At 39.5% G+C, this 21,332-nt stretch carries 22 protein-coding genes; 8 read left to right on the plus strand and 14 right to left on the minus strand.

What is annotated here, in order from left to right:
* Positions 1-5: 5 nt before the first annotated feature.
* The 3 genes from gpmI to lptF all read right to left on the minus strand — a co-directional run bounded on the left by gpmI (position 6) and on the right by lptF (position 3,844).
* Positions 6-1,550 carry a 2,3-bisphosphoglycerate-independent phosphoglycerate mutase gene (gpmI, locus tag AC1M85_RS13570; protein WP_092767340.1) on the minus strand — a complete coding sequence of 515 codons (1,545 nt, stop codon included), beginning with the start codon at positions 1,548-1,550 and terminating at the stop codon, positions 6-8.
* A gap of 123 nt (positions 1,551-1,673) precedes the next feature.
* Complete coding sequence (lptG, locus tag AC1M85_RS13575) at positions 1,674-2,744, minus strand: LPS export ABC transporter permease LptG (RefSeq protein ID WP_035263894.1); 1,071 nt, start codon at positions 2,742-2,744, stop codon at positions 1,674-1,676.
* Complete coding sequence (lptF, locus tag AC1M85_RS13580; RefSeq protein ID WP_035263893.1) at positions 2,744-3,844, minus strand: LPS export ABC transporter permease LptF; 1,101 nt, start codon at positions 3,842-3,844, stop codon at positions 2,744-2,746. The genes lptG and lptF overlap by 1 nt, the downstream gene beginning before the upstream one ends.
* 143 nt (positions 3,845-3,987) lie before the next feature.
* On the opposite strand from lptF, the gene AC1M85_RS13585 reads away from it, so the two are divergent.
* The 4 genes from AC1M85_RS13585 to AC1M85_RS13600 all read left to right on the plus strand — a co-directional run bounded on the left by AC1M85_RS13585 (position 3,988) and on the right by AC1M85_RS13600 (position 6,801).
* The gene (locus AC1M85_RS13585; protein ID WP_481589178.1) at positions 3,988-5,427 is read left to right on the plus strand and encodes a leucyl aminopeptidase; all 1,440 of its coding nucleotides are present in this window, start codon (positions 3,988-3,990) and stop codon (positions 5,425-5,427) included.
* The gene (locus tag AC1M85_RS13590; RefSeq protein ID WP_092767347.1) at positions 5,427-5,834 is read left to right on the plus strand and encodes a DNA polymerase III subunit chi; all 408 of its coding nucleotides are present in this window, start codon (positions 5,427-5,429) and stop codon (positions 5,832-5,834) included. The genes AC1M85_RS13585 and AC1M85_RS13590 overlap by 1 nt, the downstream gene beginning before the upstream one ends.
* 30 nt (positions 5,835-5,864) lie before the next feature.
* Positions 5,865-6,473, plus strand: a complete 609-nt coding sequence (gene blhA, locus AC1M85_RS13595) for a cell division protein BlhA (protein ID WP_092767349.1) — start codon at positions 5,865-5,867, stop codon at positions 6,471-6,473.
* Positions 6,474-6,582: 109 nt separating this feature from the next.
* Positions 6,583-6,801 (plus strand): hypothetical protein, encoded by a 219-nt coding sequence (locus AC1M85_RS13600; RefSeq protein WP_035263886.1) that lies wholly within the window; start codon positions 6,583-6,585, stop codon positions 6,799-6,801.
* A gap of 44 nt (positions 6,802-6,845) precedes the next feature.
* Here the strand turns inward: AC1M85_RS13600 and AC1M85_RS13605 are convergent, their stop codons facing one another.
* The 7 genes from AC1M85_RS13605 to glnK form a co-directional block, all read right to left on the minus strand.
* Entirely contained in the window at positions 6,846-7,394 is a 549-nt protein-coding gene (locus AC1M85_RS13605) for a VTT domain-containing protein (protein WP_092767351.1), read from the minus strand.
* Positions 7,395-7,505: 111 nt separating this feature from the next.
* A complete protein-coding gene (locus AC1M85_RS13610; protein WP_488213236.1) occupies positions 7,506-8,165 on the minus strand; it encodes a riboflavin synthase in 660 nt (219 codons plus the stop codon).
* A gap of 28 nt (positions 8,166-8,193) precedes the next feature.
* Positions 8,194-9,486 (minus strand): DNA adenine methylase, encoded by a 1,293-nt coding sequence (locus AC1M85_RS13615; RefSeq protein WP_092767355.1) that lies wholly within the window; start codon positions 9,484-9,486, stop codon positions 8,194-8,196.
* On the minus strand, positions 9,483-10,580 hold the full coding sequence (ribD, locus tag AC1M85_RS13620) for a bifunctional diaminohydroxyphosphoribosylaminopyrimidine deaminase/5-amino-6-(5-phosphoribosylamino)uracil reductase RibD (RefSeq protein WP_092767357.1): 1,098 nt from the start codon (positions 10,578-10,580) through the stop codon (positions 9,483-9,485). The genes AC1M85_RS13615 and ribD overlap by 4 nt, the downstream gene beginning before the upstream one ends.
* 31 nt (positions 10,581-10,611) lie before the next feature.
* Positions 10,612-11,076, minus strand: coding sequence for a transcriptional regulator NrdR (nrdR, locus tag AC1M85_RS13625; RefSeq protein WP_035263879.1), 465 nt, complete (start codon positions 11,074-11,076; stop codon positions 10,612-10,614).
* 138 nt (positions 11,077-11,214) lie between these two features.
* On the minus strand, positions 11,215-12,609 hold the full coding sequence (locus AC1M85_RS13630; RefSeq protein WP_488213237.1) for an ammonium transporter: 1,395 nt from the start codon (positions 12,607-12,609) through the stop codon (positions 11,215-11,217).
* 59 nt (positions 12,610-12,668) lie between these two features.
* Positions 12,669-13,007 (minus strand): P-II family nitrogen regulator, encoded by a 339-nt coding sequence (gene glnK / locus AC1M85_RS13635; RefSeq protein ID WP_004650081.1) that lies wholly within the window; start codon positions 13,005-13,007, stop codon positions 12,669-12,671.
* 272 nt (positions 13,008-13,279) lie between these two features.
* Here glnK and AC1M85_RS13640 point away from each other — a divergent pair, with 272 nt between their 5' ends.
* A complete protein-coding gene (locus AC1M85_RS13640; protein ID WP_092767430.1) occupies positions 13,280-13,507 on the plus strand; it encodes an accessory factor UbiK family protein in 228 nt (75 codons plus the stop codon).
* Between the two features lie 89 nt (positions 13,508-13,596).
* On the plus strand, positions 13,597-15,081 hold the full coding sequence (locus AC1M85_RS13645) for a YifB family Mg chelatase-like AAA ATPase (protein ID WP_092767363.1): 1,485 nt from the start codon (positions 13,597-13,599) through the stop codon (positions 15,079-15,081).
* 43 nt (positions 15,082-15,124) lie between these two features.
* Here AC1M85_RS13645 and AC1M85_RS13650 read toward each other — a convergent pair whose 3' ends face one another.
* A complete protein-coding gene (locus tag AC1M85_RS13650) occupies positions 15,125-15,865 on the minus strand; it encodes a TorF family putative porin (protein WP_481589179.1) in 741 nt (246 codons plus the stop codon).
* 689 nt (positions 15,866-16,554) lie between these two features.
* Between AC1M85_RS13650 and AC1M85_RS13655 the strand changes: the two genes are divergently transcribed.
* Positions 16,555-17,868 carry an OprD family outer membrane porin gene (locus tag AC1M85_RS13655; protein ID WP_481589180.1) on the plus strand — a complete coding sequence of 438 codons (1,314 nt, stop codon included), beginning with the start codon at positions 16,555-16,557 and terminating at the stop codon, positions 17,866-17,868.
* Between the two features lie 101 nt (positions 17,869-17,969).
* Here AC1M85_RS13655 and ppa read toward each other — a convergent pair whose 3' ends face one another.
* Together ppa and AC1M85_RS13665 are read right to left on the minus strand one after the other, a co-directional pair.
* Positions 17,970-18,506: an inorganic diphosphatase gene (gene ppa / locus AC1M85_RS13660; protein WP_005233448.1), complete on the minus strand. Its 537-nt coding sequence runs from the start codon at positions 18,504-18,506 to the stop codon at positions 17,970-17,972.
* A gap of 121 nt (positions 18,507-18,627) precedes the next feature.
* Positions 18,628-19,026, minus strand: a complete 399-nt coding sequence (locus AC1M85_RS13665; protein WP_488213238.1) for an MAPEG family protein — start codon at positions 19,024-19,026, stop codon at positions 18,628-18,630.
* Between the two features lie 100 nt (positions 19,027-19,126).
* On the opposite strand from AC1M85_RS13665, the gene AC1M85_RS13670 reads away from it, so the two are divergent.
* Positions 19,127-19,510: a hypothetical protein gene (locus tag AC1M85_RS13670; protein WP_488213239.1), complete on the plus strand. Its 384-nt coding sequence runs from the start codon at positions 19,127-19,129 to the stop codon at positions 19,508-19,510.
* Positions 19,511-19,549: 39 nt separating this feature from the next.
* On the opposite strand, the gene AC1M85_RS13675 is transcribed toward AC1M85_RS13670, so the two are convergent.
* Entirely contained in the window at positions 19,550-21,223 is a 1,674-nt protein-coding gene (locus tag AC1M85_RS13675) for a long-chain-fatty-acid--CoA ligase (protein ID WP_179998903.1), read from the minus strand.
* Positions 21,224-21,332 lie beyond the last annotated feature (109 nt).

The following is a 21,332-nucleotide window of genomic DNA, read 5'->3' on the forward strand; positions in this document are numbered from 1 at the left end:
TATTTTTAAACTAAAGTCACTAAATTGCGACCTTTCATTTCAGCAGGAACAGGCAACTGCATTAAATTCAATAATGTCGGTGCAACATCTGCAAGCACACCACCCTCTGCAATTTTCGCTTGAGTTGGACCTACATAAATAAATGGCACATGCTCAGTTGTATGTTGAGTATGGACTTGACCACTTTCATAGTCCTGCATTTGTTCAACATTACCGTGATCCGCAGTGATCAACATATGGCCTTTCTTCGCCATCACTGCATCATAGACGCGACCTAAGCTGACATCCACTGCTTCTACTGCTTTAACGGCAGCATCGAATACCCCTGTATGTCCAACCATATCGCCATTTGCATAGTTCACAACGAGTAAGTCAAATTCACCTGAATTAATTGCATTCACTAACTCATCAGTGACTTCATAAGCACTCATTTCTGGTTTTAAATCATAGGTTGCAACATTTGGTGATGGAATCAAAATACGTTTTTCACCTGGATACTCATCTTCACGACCACCACTGAAGAAGAAAGTCACATGGGCATATTTCTCAGTTTCCGCGATACGTAATTGAGTTTTACCTAAATTAGACAGGTATTCACCAATTGAATTGACCAACGGTTCTGGCATATATGCCACCGGCGCATTAATTGTCGCTTGATAGCGCGTTAACATGACAAATTTCGCAAGCTGAGGCACAACTTTACGCTCGAAACCATCGAAGCCTTGTTCAACAAATGCTTTTGTCAATTCGCGAGCACGATCTGCACGGAAATTCATAAAAACAACAGCATCACCATCTTGTACTGCGGCTACATCCCCAATACGTGTTGCTTTCACAAACTCATCTGACTCTTCAGCAGCATACGCTTGTTCGAGACCTTCCACAGCAGATTCAACTACGCGAACAGCCTCACCTTCTGTTAATAAACGATATGCTTGTTCGACACGATCCCAACGATTGTCACGATCCATTGCGAAATAGCGACCGATCATCGTTGCGATTCGACCCTGACCTGGATATTGGGCAAATAGTGCATCTAATTTCTCTAAAGACGGCTGTGCACTTTTTGGCGGAGTATCACGACCATCTAAGAAAGCATGTAAATAGACTTGAGCACCTTTTTTTAGTGCCAACTCTGCCATAGCAACAATGTGGTCTTCATGAGAGTGAACACCACCTTCAGACAACAATCCAAAAATATGTACTGCTTTTTGATTTTCTTTTGCTTTTTCTACAGCATCAACCAATACTTCATGTTTGTAGAAATCACCAGTACGGATATCTTTGGTAATACGAGTGAAATCTTGATACAACACGCGTCCAGCACCAAGATTCATATGACCAACTTCTGAATTCCCCATTTGGCCATCTGGAAGACCAACATCTTCACCTGAACCTGAAATCAGACCATGTGGATGATTCTGTTTCATTGCAGTTAAATTAGGTGTTTTCGCTGCAAGAAAAGCATTATCTTCGACCGCTTCACGATGACCCACACCATCCATAATGACTAAAACGTGAGGGATTTTGCCAGCAGTTGCATCCGTCATGATATACACTCTTTTCTGTTTACAAATTAATCAACGTATCTTAACGAATTTTTCATTAAGACTCTATCTGAACACGATGGCTTTGATTGATCTAGACCATCTATTTTTCAATTTAAAAATTCTCTAGCGCGCTCGATATAGCAAATAGCTACCTACCGCAAAGATAAGCACAATTGGCAGAAAAACAAACCAAGCGGGAGATGGTGAATACACCAAACTCGCGTACCCTAAGAAGTCTTGTAGGTAGTAAAAACCAAGCCCTACAAATAACGCAATTACTAAACGAAATCCCATGGATTGTTGACGTAAAGGGCCAAAAATAAATGAGCAAGCAATCAGTACAAGTGCCAACAATGCAAATGGCGAAGCCACTTTTTGCCAGAATGCAAGTAAATACGTTTTAGGAACTTGACTATATTCATCCATATAGCGCATAAAACTGATCAATTGACTTGGAGCTAAATCTTCAGGATCAATCGTCACCATATGAACATATTTAGGTTGAAGCGCTAAAGCAACATCCTGCTGAGGAGTTTGAATCAGTCTCGAATAGCCTTCAGGAAAAATATCCATCTGACTGGCTTCAATTAAAGACCATTGTCCATTTTGTACAAATTGACCTTGATTCGCAGTCAAGACTGACTTCAGACGATAATCTTGATCAAAGTCCATCATCTCAACTTGACGTAACTGCCCTTGCGCATTTGCATAGTCAATATAAATAAATCGTTGACCTTCTCTAGTCCAATACCCTTTGACTTCGCCAAGCTCAGCAACAGAACGACGGTCTTTAATACTTTCCGCCCGCTCATTGGTGTAAGGAATAACATATTCACTGAGTAAAAATGAAAGCAATACCAAGAGCATTGCTGAGCGCATGACCCAACCCACAATACGCCACAGGCTAATCCCTGAAGCGCGCATGACAATCAGCTCACTATTTGAAGCCATTGAACCCAAACCGAGCACTGCACCAATCAATGCTGAAATAGGTAAAATTTCATATAAATATTGCGGTGAAGCCCATAGAACATGAATAAGCGCTTGCCAAGCTCCATATCCTTCTTTCAGGCTGCCTAATTCACCCATATAGGTAAAAAGAATTTGAAGGGCTGATAAAATCGCTGTAGCACCCAACATCGCCAGCGCTGTGGTTTTCGTCACATGTTTTGCGACAATTCGACGTGCCAACATTATGATTTCACCTGCTCAATTCGTTTTTTTAACTTAGGTGCTAGTTTTTGTTTACGCGAGAAAATCGCCGCACCCACTGCATAAACAATCAAGATAGCGGGATAAGCCCAAATACCAATCTCATCTTTACTAATTCTGGTTTTAATCGCCATTAATGCCACAATCAAACTGGCAAAAATTAAGAGTGCAGGAAATAATTTTAAATATCGTCCTTGGCGTGGAGTAACCTCAGACAATGCCGTTGCTAACATCAATGCCACAATCAATGTAAATGGCACAAATATTCTCCAGCCCAATTCACTGGCTACTACAGGATCTTCACGAGTTTCAATTAACTTCGAAATTGGTAACGCTTCTACATCACCACTTTCAAATTTCGCCTCTTTATCACTTTCAAGACGCAAACGATATGAAGCAAATTCAGTATGACTATATTTCGGACTATCTTGATAAATTTCGTAACGGCGACCTTGGGTTAAATCAACAACACTCGCTGTTTCACCGACCATTTCAACACGTGTCGCTTCTTTCGCTAAAATCATGATGTCAGGTTTTTCAGGCTTATCTGCTCGCTGATAGAAGAAAATTTCTTTTAAGTTTTTACGATCTTCTGAAAGTGCACCAGCATAAATGGTATAAGGACCTGAGGAGATAAACTCTTTTGGACGTACCAAATCAAAGCCTGATCGAACCGCTTGGGTCGTCGTAAGCTTTTCAAATTCACGTATACCCCATGGAGACATCCATACCATTAATACCGTTTGAATGGCCAAATAAATGGCTGTGAGAGGTAACAATAAACGAGCCAATTGATTACGACTAACACCACTGCCATTGAGAACCGCCATTTCATGATCTACATACAGTCGGCCAAACACCAACATGAGACCAATGAAAAAACCTAAAGGTAAGATCAATGTCAAAAATTCTGGAAGACGGTAGCCAATGATGCTAAATAAAATACTTGCATCCATTCGACCCTGAGCTGCCACGCCAAAATACTTGATCAAACGCCCACCCAACATGATGAGTGTAAGCAATGAAATCACAACCACAGAGGTAGATACCACTTGTTTGACGAGGTAACGTCTTATAATCAAAGTAATCTTCCAAAATTAGGTTAAATCGGCTAGCGCTAGTTTACCCGAATGTTAAAAATATAAAACCTCATTGAAATTCTATCATTGGTAGTGTTTCAATGGTTTAATGATTTAAACGGTCTCAATAGGCACACAACAAGCATATGAAACTTTCAATTAATACATCATTAGCACAAATTTCAGAAAGCCAACATTTGGTTATTTTAGTCGACTCTGAAAACACCCATGCAGTTAAAAGCAACTATCAAATCAACAATTTAGACAGCCTAACTGAAGCAGCTCAATTCAAAGCAGGTTTCAATGAGTCTTTATCGTTATTGGGTCAAATTGAAAATCAACCGAATAGCATTTTACTTGGCTTAGGTCATGCACAAGAAGTTAAAGCTGCAAAATTAGCAAAAATTGCACAAACTATTATCAAAGCTTCACAAAAAAAATTCAAACAAATCAGTGTTGATATTTCAGCTTTGCCGAATGAATTGCACTACTTATTTGCACTTAAACTCACTCAATCTGCTTATGCTTTTGACGAGTTTAAGTCGAAAAAAAATGACTTTATACTCGAACAAGTTCATCTAATTGCATCAAACTCTACGCTAACTTCAAATCAACTCAACTTAATTCAAGCAATTGAAAGCGGTCAAAACGTTGCACGTGATTTAGCAAATCGTCCAGGAAATATTTGTTTTCCTGAATATTTAGCGGATCATGCAGTTGCATTAGCAGCAGAATTCCCAGATTTATTGAAAGTAACCGTGCTAGATGAACAGCAAATTGCTGATCTTGGCATGAATGCATTTCTTGCAGTCAGCAAAGGTTCAGATCGCCCTGGACGTATCATTACTCTTGAATATCAAGGTCAACTTGAACAAGCTCCTATCGTCCTCGTGGGTAAAGGGATCACTTTCGATACGGGCGGTATTTCATTAAAACCAGGTTTAGGTATGGATGAAATGAAATACGATATGGGTGGTGCAGCTTCAGTTTTAGGAACCATGCGCTCACTCTGTGAAGCTCGCATTCCGATTCATGTTGTAGGTGCAATTGCGGCGGCTGAGAACATGCCATCAGGTCATGCAACTCGACCAGGTGATATCGTCACCACGATGAGTGGTCAAACTGTTGAAATTCTAAATACAGATGCCGAAGGTCGCTTAGTCCTCTGTGACACGCTGACCTATGTCAAACGCTTTAACCCAGAACTTGTGATTGATATCGCAACATTAACAGGCGCTTGTGTTGTTGCTTTAGGCTCTGTTTTAACAGGTATGTTCACACCAGATGATGAACTGGCACATGAACTTTCTCAAGCTGGTGAACAATCATTTGACCGTGTATGGCGTATGCCTGTCTATGATGACTACCAAGAACAGCTTGACTCTCCATTTGCTGATATTGCCAATATTGGTGGTCCAAAAGCTGGTGCTGTTACAGCTGCTTGTTTCTTGCAACGCTTCACACGTGAATATCGTTGGGCACATTTAGATGTTGCTGGTACAGCTTGGACATCTGGCGCAGCAAAAGGTGCAACTGGTCGCCCAGTTCCATTATTGGTTCAATTTCTCGCAAATCGCGTAAATTAATGTCTAAAATCAGCTTCTACTTATTTGAAAAGAGTCCAGAACGACAGGTCCAAAGTGCCTGTCGTTTATGTCGAAAAATTCTGCGTCACCCTGCAAAAATATGGATTCATTGTCCAGAATTGAGCATTCAAAACGAACTCGATGATTTACTTTGGAGTTTCGATCCACAGAGTTTTTTGACACATGGCATTGATGATCAATCAGCAGCTATTTGTATTTCGTCTAAGCTCCCTGAAACTCAGGAATGGATCGTGTTTAATTTTCACATTCATGCACTTGAAGATCCTTCACGTTTCAGTCACATTATCGAAATTATTGAAAACAACGAAGCTGCCAAAGAAATTGGACGAGAGAAATATAAAACCTATCGAAAATTAGGTATCTCACCTCAAACACATAAACTTTAGCGCATTGTCATTGGAAAAAGGAGAATCACGGTGGCCATTAATGTCGGTCAAGATTTTAAAAAACGTTGGTTGAAAGCGCCAGAAGCGGTTCGCCAAGCTTTTATCGACGACCTTAATCGCATCAGTGATTTACTCGAACCTCAAACTCAACCAGAGCAATGGTTAGACCATGATAATCGTGCCCAGCAAGTGGCTCAGTTAAAGGTTGAACAGGCTTATGCGGATGAAAAAGCACGATTAATTGAAGAAGCTCGTATTCGTAAGCAATTGGCTTTAGAAAAATCATTAGCAGAAAAACGTGCACTGCAAGAGGCTTATAATCAAAAGCTTCTACAAGACGAATATCTAAAATTTCAACAACAAACCGATTCGCTCGTACAGTTACGACAAGTGATTGATGCAGAGATCGGTGAATATACTGAAAAATACCAAAAAGTGACTACACCCCATCGGGACTTTTCAGGAAACTCTTCTGCGCATTTATCAATTCATCAAGATTTAGATACGATTCGTTTACGTCTCGAGCTTGAAGCTGAAACCATGATTGAAGATGCCGTACAAATTTTTAAATCAAAACTCCAAGCAGCAGCAAAAGAAGAGATCGAACTTATTTTAAAAAATATATCTCTACCCTCTTAGAGGCTCAAACGGTGGATGCTTAGTGTCATCAAAATGAAACATATTTGTCACACCATGAATGTGATTTAAATGCACTCTGCGATTTGACGGACATGAGGAAAGTATCACCATGGATCTTTTAAACAACATCTCTGAACGAATCACTCATTTGAAATCTGGCGAGCATGTCACGATAAGTGCTCAAGAACTATTGATTAGTCGAGCAGATTTTCAATCCGTTTTGGTGTATCTAAAACATGAGTCTAAAAAAGGTGACTTTTTAATTCAAGATGAAGCTTTGGTAGAGAATTGGTTTGATCGCACATCACTCACCATTAATAAAATTTAAAAGAGCCCACTGAGGGCTTTTTTTAACAGGTTTGAAGTATCAATTTAAGCAAAAAAATCTAAAACGGCTGAGAATATATTTCCCATGCCATACCCCATACCCAGTAAAAGTGCGATCCAAATCCAAGCACCAATAATATTGTAAAACATGAAACTGCTATAGCTCATATATCCAGAGCCAGCAGCGAATGGAGCAAAAGAACGTACAAAAGGGATAAAGCGCGCAATTAAAATGGTCTTACCACCATGTTTTTCGAAATAAGCATTGGTTTTGGCAATATACTCAGGTTTTAACCAACGTGAGTGCTCGCTAAAATATTTAATACCAAGCCATCGCCCTGTATAGAAATTGAGAATATAACCAAGGACTGAGGCGATAAATAATAACAATCCCATATAGTGCAAATGAATCAACTCAGTGGTCGAGCATAAAGCACCGATGGCGATGAGCAAACTGTCCCCGGGTAAAAAAAACATGAAAACGGAACCATTTTCCGCAAATATCACTAAAAATAAAATTGCGTAAATCCATACGCCATATTGCTCTAATAAACTAGGTAAAAGCTGCTCTAAATGCAGTAAAAAATCAATCATTCTGAAGTTCTCTGAGCATGTTGCTTTCTCCTTTAGATAGATTGTATACCTAATTTATTTAAACAAAAAAACAGCCTAAAAATTTAGGCTGTTTTCTATTTTAATCATTTTTTAACGTAAAAAGCCATTCTGTGCTAAAAATTCCATGCTTAATTTAGACTCAGGTTTATGTTCAGCAGCCTTTTCCCCAAGCAATAAACGTTCAATATATCGTGCAAGTACATCGACTTCTAAGTTTACTTTAGTCCCGACTTTCCACGTACTAATATTGGTCCGCTCTGCAGTATGAGGAATAAGATTTAAACTCAACACATTGCCACGTAGATGATTGATTGTAAGACTAATTCCATCAACTGTGATGGAACCTTTCTCCGCTAAATATTTTGCAATTTCAGGCGGGGCCGTTACCTCAAAATAGAGTGAACGTGCATCTTGACGTTGCACCGTAATTTCACCAACAACATCTACATGTCCACTAACAATATGACCACCAAAGCGAGTTGTTGGTAACATCGCTTTTTCTACATTGACGGTTTGCCCAACCTTCCAACTCGATAAAGTTGTACGATGAATACTTTCAAGTGACACATCTGCTTCGTACCATTGATTGCCCCATGCAATAACAGTTAAGCAGATGCCATTGGTCGCAATAGAATCCCCCAAGTGAACATCAGACATATCAAGATCAGTCTGTATACGCAAGCGGATATCACCACCTACATTTTGTAAACTTTCGACTTTTCCTAAACTTTCAACAATGCCTGTAAACATAATGGGTACTCTTAAATTTGTTCTATTTTTACCATAAATCCAATTGTTCAGCGACGCCTGTAGTGTCAACTCCACCCAATTCAGCATAGTGGTGTAACTGACCAAGTAACTGTCGAATTGGCGGTCCTGATTTTGCGTGCGTGTCTGTAATCACGATAAACTCAAGAACGCGCGCACGCTCAGACTGACGCTGCTTACTCACACGATATCTTGGAACATCTTGAGTCAAAATTGTGACTCGTCCACGCTCTAAATTCGCTTTAAGTAAATCGCCAGCCTCAATATTTCCATCTGTTGAATAGCTGGTCAAAATATAGCGTGCATTAATGGTTTGCAAAAGCTTTTCATACGCTTCTTTGGCATGTTTAGAAGAATTGTATGGGCTTGGTCGTTCTTTACGCCAAGCACGGTCAATTCCACTCTTGAAACCCTTAGTATCTGGACTTGGTAAATCTACCTGATCCCATAAAGTCAAAGCATTCAATACATGATAGTTGCTACTATACGCATGCTGATTATAGGGTGGATCCAAATATGCCACATCGACTTCGAAACCACTCATTTGGTTTGCTAAGTGTTGAGCATCCACACACCACATTTCAGCTGCTGGGCCTGTCAGATTTGAATTTTCACAAAAACGACTGGGGGTCAGCCATAGTAATGATTCAATTCGCTCTAAAGCCGTCTGAGTTTTACCGCCCCAGCCGTGATGGAAACTCTTAAATACGCCTGACGTATTACTCACAAAACTTGCTGAATACAATAAAGGTGCAAGTAAAGCGCTCATTTCCACATCATCAATTGCACCTTGAGCTTGCCAGGTTGCAATTTGTTGACGAATTGCATCAATGCGCATGCCATTTCGACGTTTGAAGAATAAACGGTCTCGTGAAGGATCATAGATCTCATCATTACGAGGACAGAGATTGTGTGTTACCCATCCTTTGACCTCAGGCAAGCGATTAAGATAATCAATTGCTTTCTGATATCCGCCTAATTCTTTAAAAACAGGAGCTTCAGTACATGACAATATGGCATGATTAAGTGCGTGGCTGTAAGGCTCCCAATCGTTCGCTATCACTCGGTAGCCATTTTGACGAGCCAAACGAGAAACCACACCGCTCCCAGCAAAGAAGTCCGCAAAGATAGGCGCTCGACCTGAACTCATATTCAAAGTTCCAGTGCTTTCTAATGCCTCAAGAATCAAATGTAATAAACGACGCTTGTTGCCTAAATAAGGCACAAGTTGATTAAACAAATACTCATCTGTCGTACGTGCTGCATGGCGACGTTTATGATAAACCGTTGACTCTGTACTCATAGCGACTCTTGATCAGGGATTAATTTTAAACGGATGTCATCACCTAACTGAGTTACATCTTGAAGTTTAAAACGGAGTTGTTCTGTCATTAGATTAAATTCAGCATTAAACATTGGACGAGCTGATTGACCTAATAGTGTAGGCGCAATATAACTAATCAATTCGTCTACCAAATTTTCCTGCAAAAATGCAGTAGATAGGGTTGCACCAGCTTCCACCATCACATCATAGATTTGAAAATCTTTTAAGACTTTTAGCAATTCAGCTAAGGACTGAACTTCGAGTTGAATCACGCCAAGTTGTGCAAGCTCTGCTCGAAATGGCCCCATGACCATGACAGTATCAGGATTCTCTAACACTTTAGCATCTAAAGGTAAGCGACCTTGACGATCTAAAATCACGCGTTTAGGCTGCACAACTCGTTCTAATTGAATATTCGGTAAAGTTCGGACATTCAACTGACAATCATCAGCCAACACTGTTTCAATACCCGTGATCACTGCACCAGAAATTGCACGCCAATGTTGAACATCCTGACGTGCCAATTCACCTGTAATCCACTTCGACTCCCCTGAAGCCATTGCTGTACGACCATCGAGACTCGATGCGACCTTTAAACGTACATAAGGTAATCCCTTAGACATAGCTTTAAAGAAGCCTAAGTTCAAAGGACGCGCTTCCAACTCACAGATCCCGACTTCAACGTCTATACCTGCTTGTTGTAGGATAGCCACACCTTTACCAGCAACCAATGGATTAGGGTCTGAACAAGCCACTATCACTTTTGCAATGCCCGCTTCGACCAAACCTTTAGCACAAGGAGGAGTACGACCATAATGCGCACAAGGTTCTAATGTGACATACGCGGTTGCACCCTGTGCTTGCTCCCCTGCTTGACGAAGTGCAAATACTTCGGCATGTGGTTGCCCAGCTTGGGGGTGAAAGCCTTCACCAATAATCTGTCCGTCTTTGACAATGACACAACCTACATTAGGATTTGGTTTTGTCGAATATTGACCTTGCTTCGCCAATACTATTGCACGACGCATCCACATTTGATCTTGATCGATCTTTTGTTGCGAGAACTCAGACATTCATAACCTTGAAGTTGAATTTGGGGCGAGATTAATGTTCTTGATCTCGGTGTTGCATTTGTTCGATTTGACGGCGGAACGCTTCTACATCTTGGAAATCTTGATATACAGAGGCAAAACGTACGTATGCGACATGATCAAGGGCAAATAAAGCCTTCATTACAATTTCGCCTATTGTACGAGAACGAACATCACGTTCACCTAGTCGACGAATTTGAAGTTGAATATCACTGACCACCGTTTCAATTTGTTCTTGTGTCACGGGACGTTTTTGTAAAGCATGCATGAGTGAACGACGAAGTTTCGCTTCATCATAAGGTTCATTTTTGCCATCAGACTTGGTGACACGAGGCATCACCACTTCAAAACTTTCAAAAGTTGTAAAACGCTCATTACAACTAATACATTCACGACGACGGCGAATTTGGCAGCCTTCAGCAGCTAAACGTGAATCAATCACCTTACTATCAGCGGCGTTGCAAAATGGACAATGCATAGCAGTTTAATTGAACAAATTCTATTTGCACCAAGTGTATCAAAAAATTCTGCTCATGTTGAGCTTTCATCAATATATAGAAAAAAAACAGCCCCAAAGGGCTGTTTCACACTATATATTGATTGTTGTGTTTAATCGTTATTCAACACGCTCACCATGTTGACTTAAATCCAGACCCATACGCTCATCGTCTGACTCAACACGAATACCGATGATTAAATCAATGACTTTTAAGATGATGAATGTCAGGATTGCTGAATAAGCGATTGTTGCAAGAACACCTTCAACTTGTACCCATAATTGGCTTAATACGTTTGTAGGTGCTGCATCGCCCATGATGAACTCACTTGCAAAGAATGCGGTTAGAATTGCGCCAACGATACCACCAACACCGTGAAGTCCAAAGGCATCTAATGAGTCATCCGCTTTCAATGCACGTTTTAATGCTGTAATACCCCAGAAGCATACGACACCACCAATTAAGCCCATCGCTAAAGCACCACCTACTGTCACGAATCCAGCAGCTGGCGTAATCACAACCAGGCCAGCTACCGCACCTGATGCGGCACCCAACACAGAAGCTTTGCCACGAACCACTTTTTCAGTGATTAACCATGAGATGGCAGCAGCGGCAGCAGCAACTTGAGTTACCACCAATGCATAACCTGCTGAACCATTTGCACCTAATGCAGAACCACCATTGAAACCAAACCAGCCGACCCAAATTAAACTCGCACCAATGACAGTCAATGTAAGGTTATGTGGTGCCATTGATTCTTTGCCTAGCCCCATACGCTTACCAAGCATATACGCCGCAACTAAACCAGCAACACCTGAGTTAATATGAACAACAGTACCACCAGCAAAATCAAGTGCACCATCGTTACCTAACCAACCACCACCCCATACCCAATGTGTAATAGGAGCATAGACAACCACCACCCAAATTGCGATAAACGCAACAAAAGCACTGAATTTCATACGCTCAGCAATAGAACCACTGATAATGGCAACGGTAATGATTGCAAATGTCATCTGGAAGATGACAAATAAAATTTCTGGAATTGTTCCACTCAATGCTTCTGTAGTGATACCAGACAACATAAATTTATCTAGACTTCCAATAAAGGCATTACCTTCACCAAAAGCAAGTGTGTAGCCAACCACTACCCAAGCGATACTGACCACCGCAGCAGCGACAAAGCTGTGTGCCATGGTACTTAAGACATTTTTTTTACGTACCATACCGCCGTAAAACAGCGCTAAACCAGGAATGGTCATGAGTAAAACGAGTGCAGTTGAAACTAAAATCCAGGCAGTGTCACCCGTATCAAGAACTGCCCCTTCTTCAGCAGGAGCTTCTTCTGGAGCTGCTGGTAATGTTTCAACCAAATTAGAATCTATAGATGAAGCCTCAGTTTCAACAACTGCAACTTCAGTAGAAGTTGGTTCTGACACTGCTTCTTCAGCCCATGCGACAGAACCACCTAAGAGTGCGCCAGACAAGCTCAGCGCCATTAGCATTTTTTTCATTCGTATCCCCCAACCTAGTTTTTGTGAGTTATTCGCTACTCAGCAAACTTCATGCCAAATTAAACTGCGTCAGCACCAGTCTCACCAGTACGGATACGGATAACTTGTTCTAGATTCGTCACGAAAATTTTTCCGTCACCAATTTTGCCAGTACTAGCTACACGTGTAATTGATTCAATCACTGAATCAACCATTTCGTCACTGATTGCGATTTCAATTTTTACTTTAGGTAAAAAATCAACCACATATTCAGCACCACGATAAAGTTCAGTATGACCTTTTTGACGACCAAAACCTTTTACTTCAGTTACGGTGATCCCTTGAACGCCAATTTCAGAGAGTGCTTCACGCACGTCATCTAATTTGAATGGTTTTACAATTGCTGTTACGAGTTTCATGTTGTTTTCCTTCGGCTTTTTTCACCAGTAAGGTTTTATGTTCAAATTTCATGCCAAACTTCATAATGGTTGGGGATATTAATCAGCCAGCATGAACTTATTTATAACCTATTTTATACGCCTACACGGTCTTATGTTCTAAAAATATTGGGAATTTTGATGGATTTTTTTTATGTTCTTATTGGTTTAACCTATGAAATGTAGTTAACACTAGGGTCAATCTAAAACGGATGTTAAACTTCAATGTTGATGACTTATTATTCGGAAGAACTATGATTGAAACTTTATTACAGGCAATCTTAGAACAGGTTGACCAACCCAAGAAAGATTTAGAAAAAAATGTGAGAGCGTTGTTAAACGAAGCGATTAGTAAAATGGATTTGGTTTCTAAAGAAGAAATTGAGCGTCAGAAAACTGCACTAAACAATGCCAATTTGCGTTTAACAGAACTTCAAACGCAATTAAAATCATTAGAAAGCTTAATTTCCGATCAAAAATAAGCAACATTGCACCAATACAGTGCTTAAACACAAAGTTAGCGATTAAAAATAAAGCAATTCGAAAAATAATATAATAATGGTTCAATTTTATGTCATTTGCCAAAATTTATACCCGAGGTCTTCTTGGTTTACATGCACCACTGATTGAAGTCGAGGTTCATGTCAGCCAAGGATTACCTTCACTCACTATTGTAGGTCTTCCAGAAGCTGCTGTTCGAGAAAGTAAGGATCGTGTCCGTTCTGCAATCATTAATAGCGGTTTTCAATTTCCAACCAAACGGCTGACGATCAATCTAGCCCCAGCTGATTTACCCAAAGATAGTTCAAGGCTTGATTTACCTATTGCTTTGGGGATTTTAATCGCTTCAGGGCAACTACATGATCAAAATATTGACCGTTTTGAATTCATAGGTGAATTGGCACTCGATGGTCTGTTAAGACCTGTAACTGGAACTTTGACTATCGCAATGGCATGTCAAACCGCAGGTCATGAGTTAATGATTCCTGTGAGTAATTTGGATGATGCAGCCCTTCTTCCCAATTTTGAGGTGTATACAGCCAAGTCATTAAAAGATGTTTGCCAACACTTTGATCAATCGAGTCCAATTCAACCCATATTAGCGAATAAAACGATCCAACCTCAAATAAATCGATTTGATCTAGCTGATGTCAAAGGTCAATTACGTCCAAGACGCGCCTTAGAAATTGCAGCAGCTGGTGGACATTCGATTTTATTTAAAGGTCCGCCAGGCACTGGTAAAACACTGCTTGCCTCAAGATTGTCTGGCATCTTGCCCCCATTAACCAATCAAGAACACTTAGAGGTCGCAAGTATTTACTCCATTGCAAATACACCTTATCAATTTGGTCATCGCCCCTTTAGAGCGCCACATCATACGGCATCCGCTGTGGCCTTGGTTGGTGGTGGATCACACCCTCGACCAGGTGAGATCACCTTAGCCCATTTAGGTGTACTTTTTCTCGATGAATTACCTGAGTTTGACCGAAAAGTCTTAGAAGTATTGAGGCAGCCTCTTGAGTCGAAAGAAATCGTCATTTCCAGAGCATCAAGACAAATTACTTTCCCGGCTAATTTTCAATTTGTCGCTGCAATGAATCCATGTCCATGTGGATATGCCTTCAATCAAGACAGTCGTTGTCAATGTTCACCTGAATCAATTAAGCGCTATCAAAATCGAATTTCTGGCCCTTTACTAGATCGGATTGACTTACATATTGATGTGCCACCTTTACCTCCCCAAGACATGCAAAGCACTACACCGATGGAGAATTCTGAAACAGTCAGAAAACGGGTGATTCAGGCCTATGAGTTGCAAATTCAACGACAAGGTGTGACAAATCAAAATCTAAGTTCTCAACAGCTTGATCAAGTGGCTCAACTAGATGATTCTGCAAAAAAGATTATCGCTATGGCTCAGCAACGTTTGAATTTATCAGCACGTTCTTACCACCGAATCTTACGTGTCGCTCGTACAATTGCTGACTTAGCGAGTTCTGAACATATACAAACAGCTCACTTAACCGAAGCACTCTCTTATCGTAAACAGGAATAAAAAAAGCGACTCAGTTGAGTCGCTTTTTTTATTTGAGTTGAGTTTAGAAGCTATAACCCAATGCTAATACCATTTTATTCTTTAAATTGTTTCCATAACGATCATCACCACCAATAATATAATTCATGCTTGCTGTGACACCTGTTTCCCCTAAAGCTTTACTTAGACCAATATCAAAGTGACGGAAATTAAAACTTTCTGACTCTGGTGTTTCTGCAACATACTTACCGTTTTTTTCATAAACATATAAACCCAAAGCTGTGTCCAAGCTAAAATCGTTTGGTAGAGGATAACTATATGTAGCTTTTAAATATGTGTCTCCAGCGTTCCCCCAACCTGTATCTTCCAACAAAGTTTGAGCAGTTACTCCAACATCTTTGTAATTCAGACCAAGTAATAATTCAAAGCCATCATAAACTGACGTTTCAACGTCATAATAATAGTAATAAGTTGTACCTACAGTAAAACCAGTGTTTTCATTGATTGAACCGTTGTAACCCACATAAAAATTATTTTCCATTGGATTGGTAGTACCGTAAGCATCTGTACCTAACGTAGATGTCCACCACCCTGCGTACAATCCAGAACTATGGCTATAGTCTAATCCACCTTGTAATGTAGCTTCAGTATTTTCAGGAGCTGCCGTATTACCACGCAATATATAACTTGATAAAACACTGATATTACCCGATACAGAATGCGGTGAAGTTGGTACCTCAGCAAAACTAAATGTTGATGCAGATGCTACAACTGCTAGACCCAATGCTTGAATTGCTAATTTCATATTTATGTTCCCCCACATCATGATTAGATGCTTTTTCGGTTTATTTGTTGAACTCATATGTGAATTAGCAATAGCTATGCCAAAGTTAAAGGTGTTTAGATACAAAGGAATTAAAATAACGAGATAAAATAATTTAAATTAATGATTTTATTATTATATTTGTTTAAATTTCTTATTTTTAAAAATATTCAAAGAAATTTTTTTTGACGATTTACCTGAGTTAAAGACATATCTTTTTAGATCACACATTCATTTACAACTTGCCTCATTTTAAGGCTATTTTTTAATCAACCTTACAGTTGGAGTATCAATTTAGTGCGTCACAAAAAGCAAGTGATCTCTGAAGCACATTACAATTAAATAAAAATGAACTGAATAACTATCATTCTTATTTAAAATCCTTTATTCATCCTTGTCTGCTTCTAGAGTTACAAAAAAAAACGTGCCAGATTGACTAAATTAAATAAAAAAAAGAATATCAGGTTAAAAATAAATATATGTTATTAATAGTTAAATTTAATTTTATAATACTTTTAATCTTTAATAATTCACAACTTAGTTCAATTTATATACTTTTTGCTTATGACTTTAGGTGCGAAATTGTGAATAATAGAGCCAATTTTGTTATACATTACGTATACAAATACTAAACATTTAACCATAATCATTTTGTATGAGGCTCTCTCCCAATGCAAAAATTCCAAAAACTAAGCTTAGCAGTTATTATTCAAGCTGCTTTAATTTCTACTGCATTTGCGAGTGAGCAAAGTGAATCAAAGGGCCTAGTCGCTGACGCGGAAGGATCAGTATTATTCCGTACAGGTTTCTTGCATCGTGATAAAAAGAATGGTGTCGAAGATACCAGCTCAGCAGCTCAAACAGCCATGGTTAAAATTGAGTCTGGTTTCACGAAAGGTATCGTTGGTTTCGGTGTTGGTGTTATTGGTGATGGGTCTTTCAAATTAGGTGATAATGCCCATACCGGTAATGACATGATTCCAGTCGATAATAATGGTCATGCTTATGATCATTGGGCAAGAGGTGGTGCTTTCATCAAAGCTCGTATGTCGAACACCACAGCTACTTATGGGACTCAGATTTTAGATTTACCTGTTCTTGCAAGTAATACAGCTCGTTTGGTACCTGAATATTACACTGGCTTGTTAATCCAAAGTAATGAAATCGATAATTTGACTTTGGTTGCTGGTAAATTTACTGAAAACCAACGTTCTAGTCAAATCAGTACCGATGGAAATGAATTAGATCGCGCGGTTGTTTGGGGCGCTAAATATAACTTTGGTGATGCTCTCAACGCGTCTTATTATGGTACGGATATAAAAGACCGTTTAGATCGTCACTATGTAAATGCCAACTATAGTTATGCCGTGGCCAAAGGTAAGTTGACTCACGATTTCAGTGCATATCGTACTGAATGGGATGCTGCACCAAATAATACGGCATATACTTATTCTCATACTTCAAATGATTTCAATAATTTAAGTAATAATATTTGGGCAATTTCAACAACTTACAATACTGGTCCACACAATGTAATGCTTGCTTACCAACAAAATACAGGTAATACAGGTTATGACTATGGTTTGGGCAAAGGTGTTGGTGATGGCCATCAAACGATTTATATGCCTAACTCATATTTATCTGATTTTATTGGTAATGATGAAAAATCTGTACAGCTGCAATATACCTATGATTTTAGCGCATTAAATGTTCCAGGGCTATCGTGGACTTCAGCATTCGTCTATGGTTGGGATATCGATGTTTCTGCAGGTGATGCTGACCGTTCAATCCTGCTGACCAATGATGCACAGGAACGTGAATTCTTTAACCAAGTGAAATATACAGTTCAATCTGGTTTTGCTAAAGATGCAAGCTTACGTGTTCGTCACTCTTACTACCGTGCAAGTGATGAATATCAAAGCGCTTATATCGGCGACACCAACGAATGGCGTATTTGGTTAGACATTCCCGTGAAATTATTCTAATTTTCAACTAAAAAGATCAATAAAAAAACCTGCACTTTGTGCAGGTTTTTTATAAAAGCTACAAGATCAAAGTTTGTAGCTTTATTTATACATCAGGCAAATTATTTGTTTGCTTCTGCATAAGCAGCAATTGAGCTTAACACTTCTTGTTTAGCAACATCTGCACCTTCCCAACCACTTAACTTGACCCACTTACCTGGCTCTAAGTCTTTGTAGTGTTGGAAGAAATGTTCAATTTGACTAATCAATAAAGGAGGAAGGTCAGTATATTCTTGAACATCTTTATAGATTGGCGTTAATTTATCGTGTGGTACAGCGACAAGTTTCGCATCAACACCACCATCATCTTCCATATTTAATTTACCCACTGGACGGCAACGGATAACCGAACCTGGTTCTACAGGATGTGGAGTAACAACTAATACGTCTAATGGATCGCCATCAAGAGATAATGTATTTGGTACATAACCGTAGTTTGCTGGGTAGAACATTGCAGTACCCATGAAACGATCTACGAAAAGTGCATCTGAATCTTTATCAATTTCATATTTAATTGGTGCTGCATTTGCAGGGATTTCGATAATTACATAGATATCGTTTGGTGCATCTTTACCTGCAGGGATATTACTGTAGCTCATAGCAAACTCTTTACTGTCAGTGTTCATTAAAATGGGGTTGATTATAACGCTTTATTCAGCAATCATCATTCGATTATACAAGCTGAAGATGTATTTTAGGTATGGTGTTAGTCTGTTTTTCTTAGAGCAATCGAATAATTAATAAAAGCAATAAGATCGGACAAAGCATTGATAAGAACCAAACAATTGATCTAAGGGTCGCCCAATTACATAAATAACAAATCCCATAGATGATTCGTAAGACGATATACGCCGAACCTAATAGAATCACCAATTGTTGTTGAACAACCATATACTCAGCCATCAAAACTGCCGCAATAAATAATGGCAAACTTTCAAAGCTATTTTTCTGAGCTGCATTTGCTCGAGCCGCTAAGCCTGTGGTTTTAGACATGAATTCACGCGGATTTTGATTATCCTGCCCTTTGAAACCACCTGCAATCTTAGCAATGACTGTAAATAAATAAGGGAGTAAACAAGCAATTAAAATAAGGTAAATAACACCTTCAATACCGTGCATGGATTTCAGTCCAATGATTTAAGCTGGTTTTATCTTAGCATGATGTTTGTGCGATAATTTTAGTTAAATTATTTTGTTTATTAAAATTCTGAGTAATGGCATGACCAATTCTGACCAAAAAAAGTTATTTGATGTTCTCGAGTTACAAAAGCAACATCAAAAACGTGTCGATCGTGTGCTTTATATCGTTCTTCCGATTATGGCTTTCTTGATCAGCGTAATTTGTGCCAATATGAATTGGCAATCGACTCTCGGCACATTACTGGTTCTCATCATCGCCTTTATCGCGGTAGGGATTAAACGAGCAAATAAATGGATCTGGCTGAGCATTATTTCAGTATATAGCTTAGTTGATATTTACTTCAGTTATTCAGGACAGTTACCGAGTTCTGCTGTAGGGCGTCATTTAGGTACAATGCTGACATTCACATTTATTATTGCAGCAGCGCGACCTTATATCGACCGTTGGCTAATGAAAGAATAAATTAAAAAAAGCGCCTTACGGCGCTTTTCTGAATTTGAATTATTTGCGTAAATCTTTACGAAGGATTTTACCGACATTCGATTTTGGCAATTCATCCATGAATTCAACATAACGAGGACGCTTATATCCTGTTAAGTTTTCTTTCGCAAAAGCTAATACTTCTTCTGTTGTTAATGATGGATCTTTCTTCACAACAAACAGCTTAGGCACTTCACCCGATTTTTCATCAGCTACACCAATCGCTGCAACCTCGAGTACTTTAGGATGTGTTGCAATCACTTCCTCGATTTCAGATGGGTATACGTTAAAGCCTGATACCAAGATCATATCTTTCTTACGATCAACAATCTTGAAGTAACCACGAGCATCCATGATACCGATATCACCAGTACGGAAGAAACCATCTGCGGTCATCACCTTAGCTGTTTCATCTGGTCGGTTCCAATAGCCTTTCATGACTTGAGGACCACGGATTGAAATCTCACCTTGCTCACCTTGTGGAACTTCATTGCCATCGTCATCCAAGACAGCGACATCCGTTAAAGGTAATGGGATACCAATCGTACCGCTAAACTCTTCAGATGCTGGTGGGTTTGCCGTTGCAATAGGTGAAGTCTCAGAAAGACCATAGCCTTCAATAATATTTGTACCTGTGATTTTTTTCCAAGCTGCAGCAGTTGAAGGCAATACAGCCATACCACCACCCATCGCCATTTTTAATTTGCTATGGTCAAGTTGTTTGAATTCTTCATTATGAACGAGTGCGTTGAATAAAGTATTCACTGCTGGGAAGAAACCAGGCTGATATTTGCGTAGCTCTTTAATGACTGCAGGGAGATCACGAGGGTTAGGAATCAATACGTTTGCTTGACCCTTGTACATACCATAAAGTGCACAAACCATGAATGCAAAGATATGATATAGCGGTAATGCACAGAAAATGCGATCGTCGCTCGCACCATCTTGAGCACCAAATTTAGATTGGAAAATACCATCTGCTTGCATTAAGTTTGCAACAAGGTTGCGATGTGTTAATTCCGCACCTTTTGATACGCCTGTTGTACCACCTGTATATTGCAATACAGCAGTGTCGCTCAACGTTGTTGCTGGGCGCTTATAATTTGCAGAACTGCCTTTAGACATCGCAGTCGTGAATTTCACATGTCCTGGGATACTCCAAGCTGGAATTTGCTTACGCACTTTACGTAAAACAAAATTCACGAGTGTACCTTTTAGGGTACCTAACATATCACCTACTGTCGCCACGATCACATGCTTAACTGGCGTTTTACCAAGAATTGATTGATAAACAGAAGCGAAGTTTTCAATAATCACAAGCGCTTCAGTGCCTGAGTCATTCAGTTGATGCTCAAGTTCACGAGCTGTGTAAAGTGGGTTCACGTTGACAAGGACTAAGCCCGCACGGAATACACCAAGTGCCACCACTGGATATTGCAGTACGTTTGGCATCATGACCGCTACGCGAGAACCTTTTGCTAAACCAAGGCTTTGAAGATAGGCTGCAAATTGACGGCTCGCCGTATCAAGTTCATTGAACGTTAATGTTTTATCCATAAAGATAAAAGCATCACGCGAACCAAATTTCTGGAAGTTTCTCTCAAAAATATCAACAAGAGAGGTATTTTCTGGTGGTAATTCTACTGTTTGTGGAATTCCAGTTTTTTGGTATTCAGCGAACCAAATCTTTTCCATAATGCCATATTCTCCAATTAGTAATACTTGGTTTTAAACTCTTATTTTCGATAATGTATTGAGCATCTTATTTAATTTATTGCTCAATAAAGCATCCATAGCCATAAAT

It is taken from the genome of Acinetobacter sp. 24-47-64 (assembly GCF_057737055.1).

Coding starts and splice junctions, on each gene's coding strand:
- gpmI (WP_092767340.1), bottom strand. CDS start 1,550: ATGACGGATGCAACTGCTGGCAAAATCCCTCACGTTTTAGTCATTATG.
- lptG (WP_035263894.1), bottom strand. CDS start 2,744: ATGTTGGCACGTCGAATTGTCGCAAAACATGTGACGAAAACCACAGCG.
- AC1M85_RS13585 (WP_481589178.1), top strand. CDS start 3,988: ATGAAACTTTCAATTAATACATCATTAGCACAAATTTCAGAAAGCCAA.
- AC1M85_RS13590 (WP_092767347.1), top strand. CDS start 5,427: ATGTCTAAAATCAGCTTCTACTTATTTGAAAAGAGTCCAGAACGACAG.
- AC1M85_RS13600 (WP_035263886.1), top strand. CDS start 6,583: ATGGATCTTTTAAACAACATCTCTGAACGAATCACTCATTTGAAATCT.
- AC1M85_RS13605 (WP_092767351.1), bottom strand. CDS start 7,394: ATGATTGATTTTTTACTGCATTTAGAGCAGCTTTTACCTAGTTTATTA.
- AC1M85_RS13610 (WP_488213236.1), bottom strand. CDS start 8,165: ATGTTTACAGGCATTGTTGAAAGTTTAGGAAAAGTCGAAAGTTTACAA.
- AC1M85_RS13615 (WP_092767355.1), bottom strand. CDS start 9,486: ATGAGTACAGAGTCAACGGTTTATCATAAACGTCGCCATGCAGCACGT.
- ribD (WP_092767357.1), bottom strand. CDS start 10,580: ATGTCTGAGTTCTCGCAACAAAAGATCGATCAAGATCAAATGTGGATG.
- nrdR (WP_035263879.1), bottom strand. CDS start 11,076: ATGCATTGTCCATTTTGCAACGCCGCTGATAGTAAGGTGATTGATTCA.
- AC1M85_RS13630 (WP_488213237.1), bottom strand. CDS start 12,609: ATGAAAAAAATGCTAATGGCGCTGAGCTTGTCTGGCGCACTCTTAGGT.
- glnK (WP_004650081.1), bottom strand. CDS start 13,007: ATGAAACTCGTAACAGCAATTGTAAAACCATTCAAATTAGATGACGTG.
- AC1M85_RS13640 (WP_092767430.1), top strand. CDS start 13,280: ATGATTGAAACTTTATTACAGGCAATCTTAGAACAGGTTGACCAACCC.
- AC1M85_RS13645 (WP_092767363.1), top strand. CDS start 13,597: ATGTCATTTGCCAAAATTTATACCCGAGGTCTTCTTGGTTTACATGCA.
- AC1M85_RS13650 (WP_481589179.1), bottom strand. CDS start 15,865: ATGAAATTAGCAATTCAAGCATTGGGTCTAGCAGTTGTAGCATCTGCA.
- AC1M85_RS13655 (WP_481589180.1), top strand. CDS start 16,555: ATGCAAAAATTCCAAAAACTAAGCTTAGCAGTTATTATTCAAGCTGCT.
- ppa (WP_005233448.1), bottom strand. CDS start 18,506: ATGAGCTACAGTAATATCCCTGCAGGTAAAGATGCACCAAACGATATC.
- AC1M85_RS13665 (WP_488213238.1), bottom strand. CDS start 19,026: ATGCACGGTATTGAAGGTGTTATTTACCTTATTTTAATTGCTTGTTTA.
- AC1M85_RS13670 (WP_488213239.1), top strand. CDS start 19,127: ATGACCAATTCTGACCAAAAAAAGTTATTTGATGTTCTCGAGTTACAA.
- AC1M85_RS13675 (WP_179998903.1), bottom strand. CDS start 21,223: ATGGAAAAGATTTGGTTCGCTGAATACCAAAAAACTGGAATTCCACAA.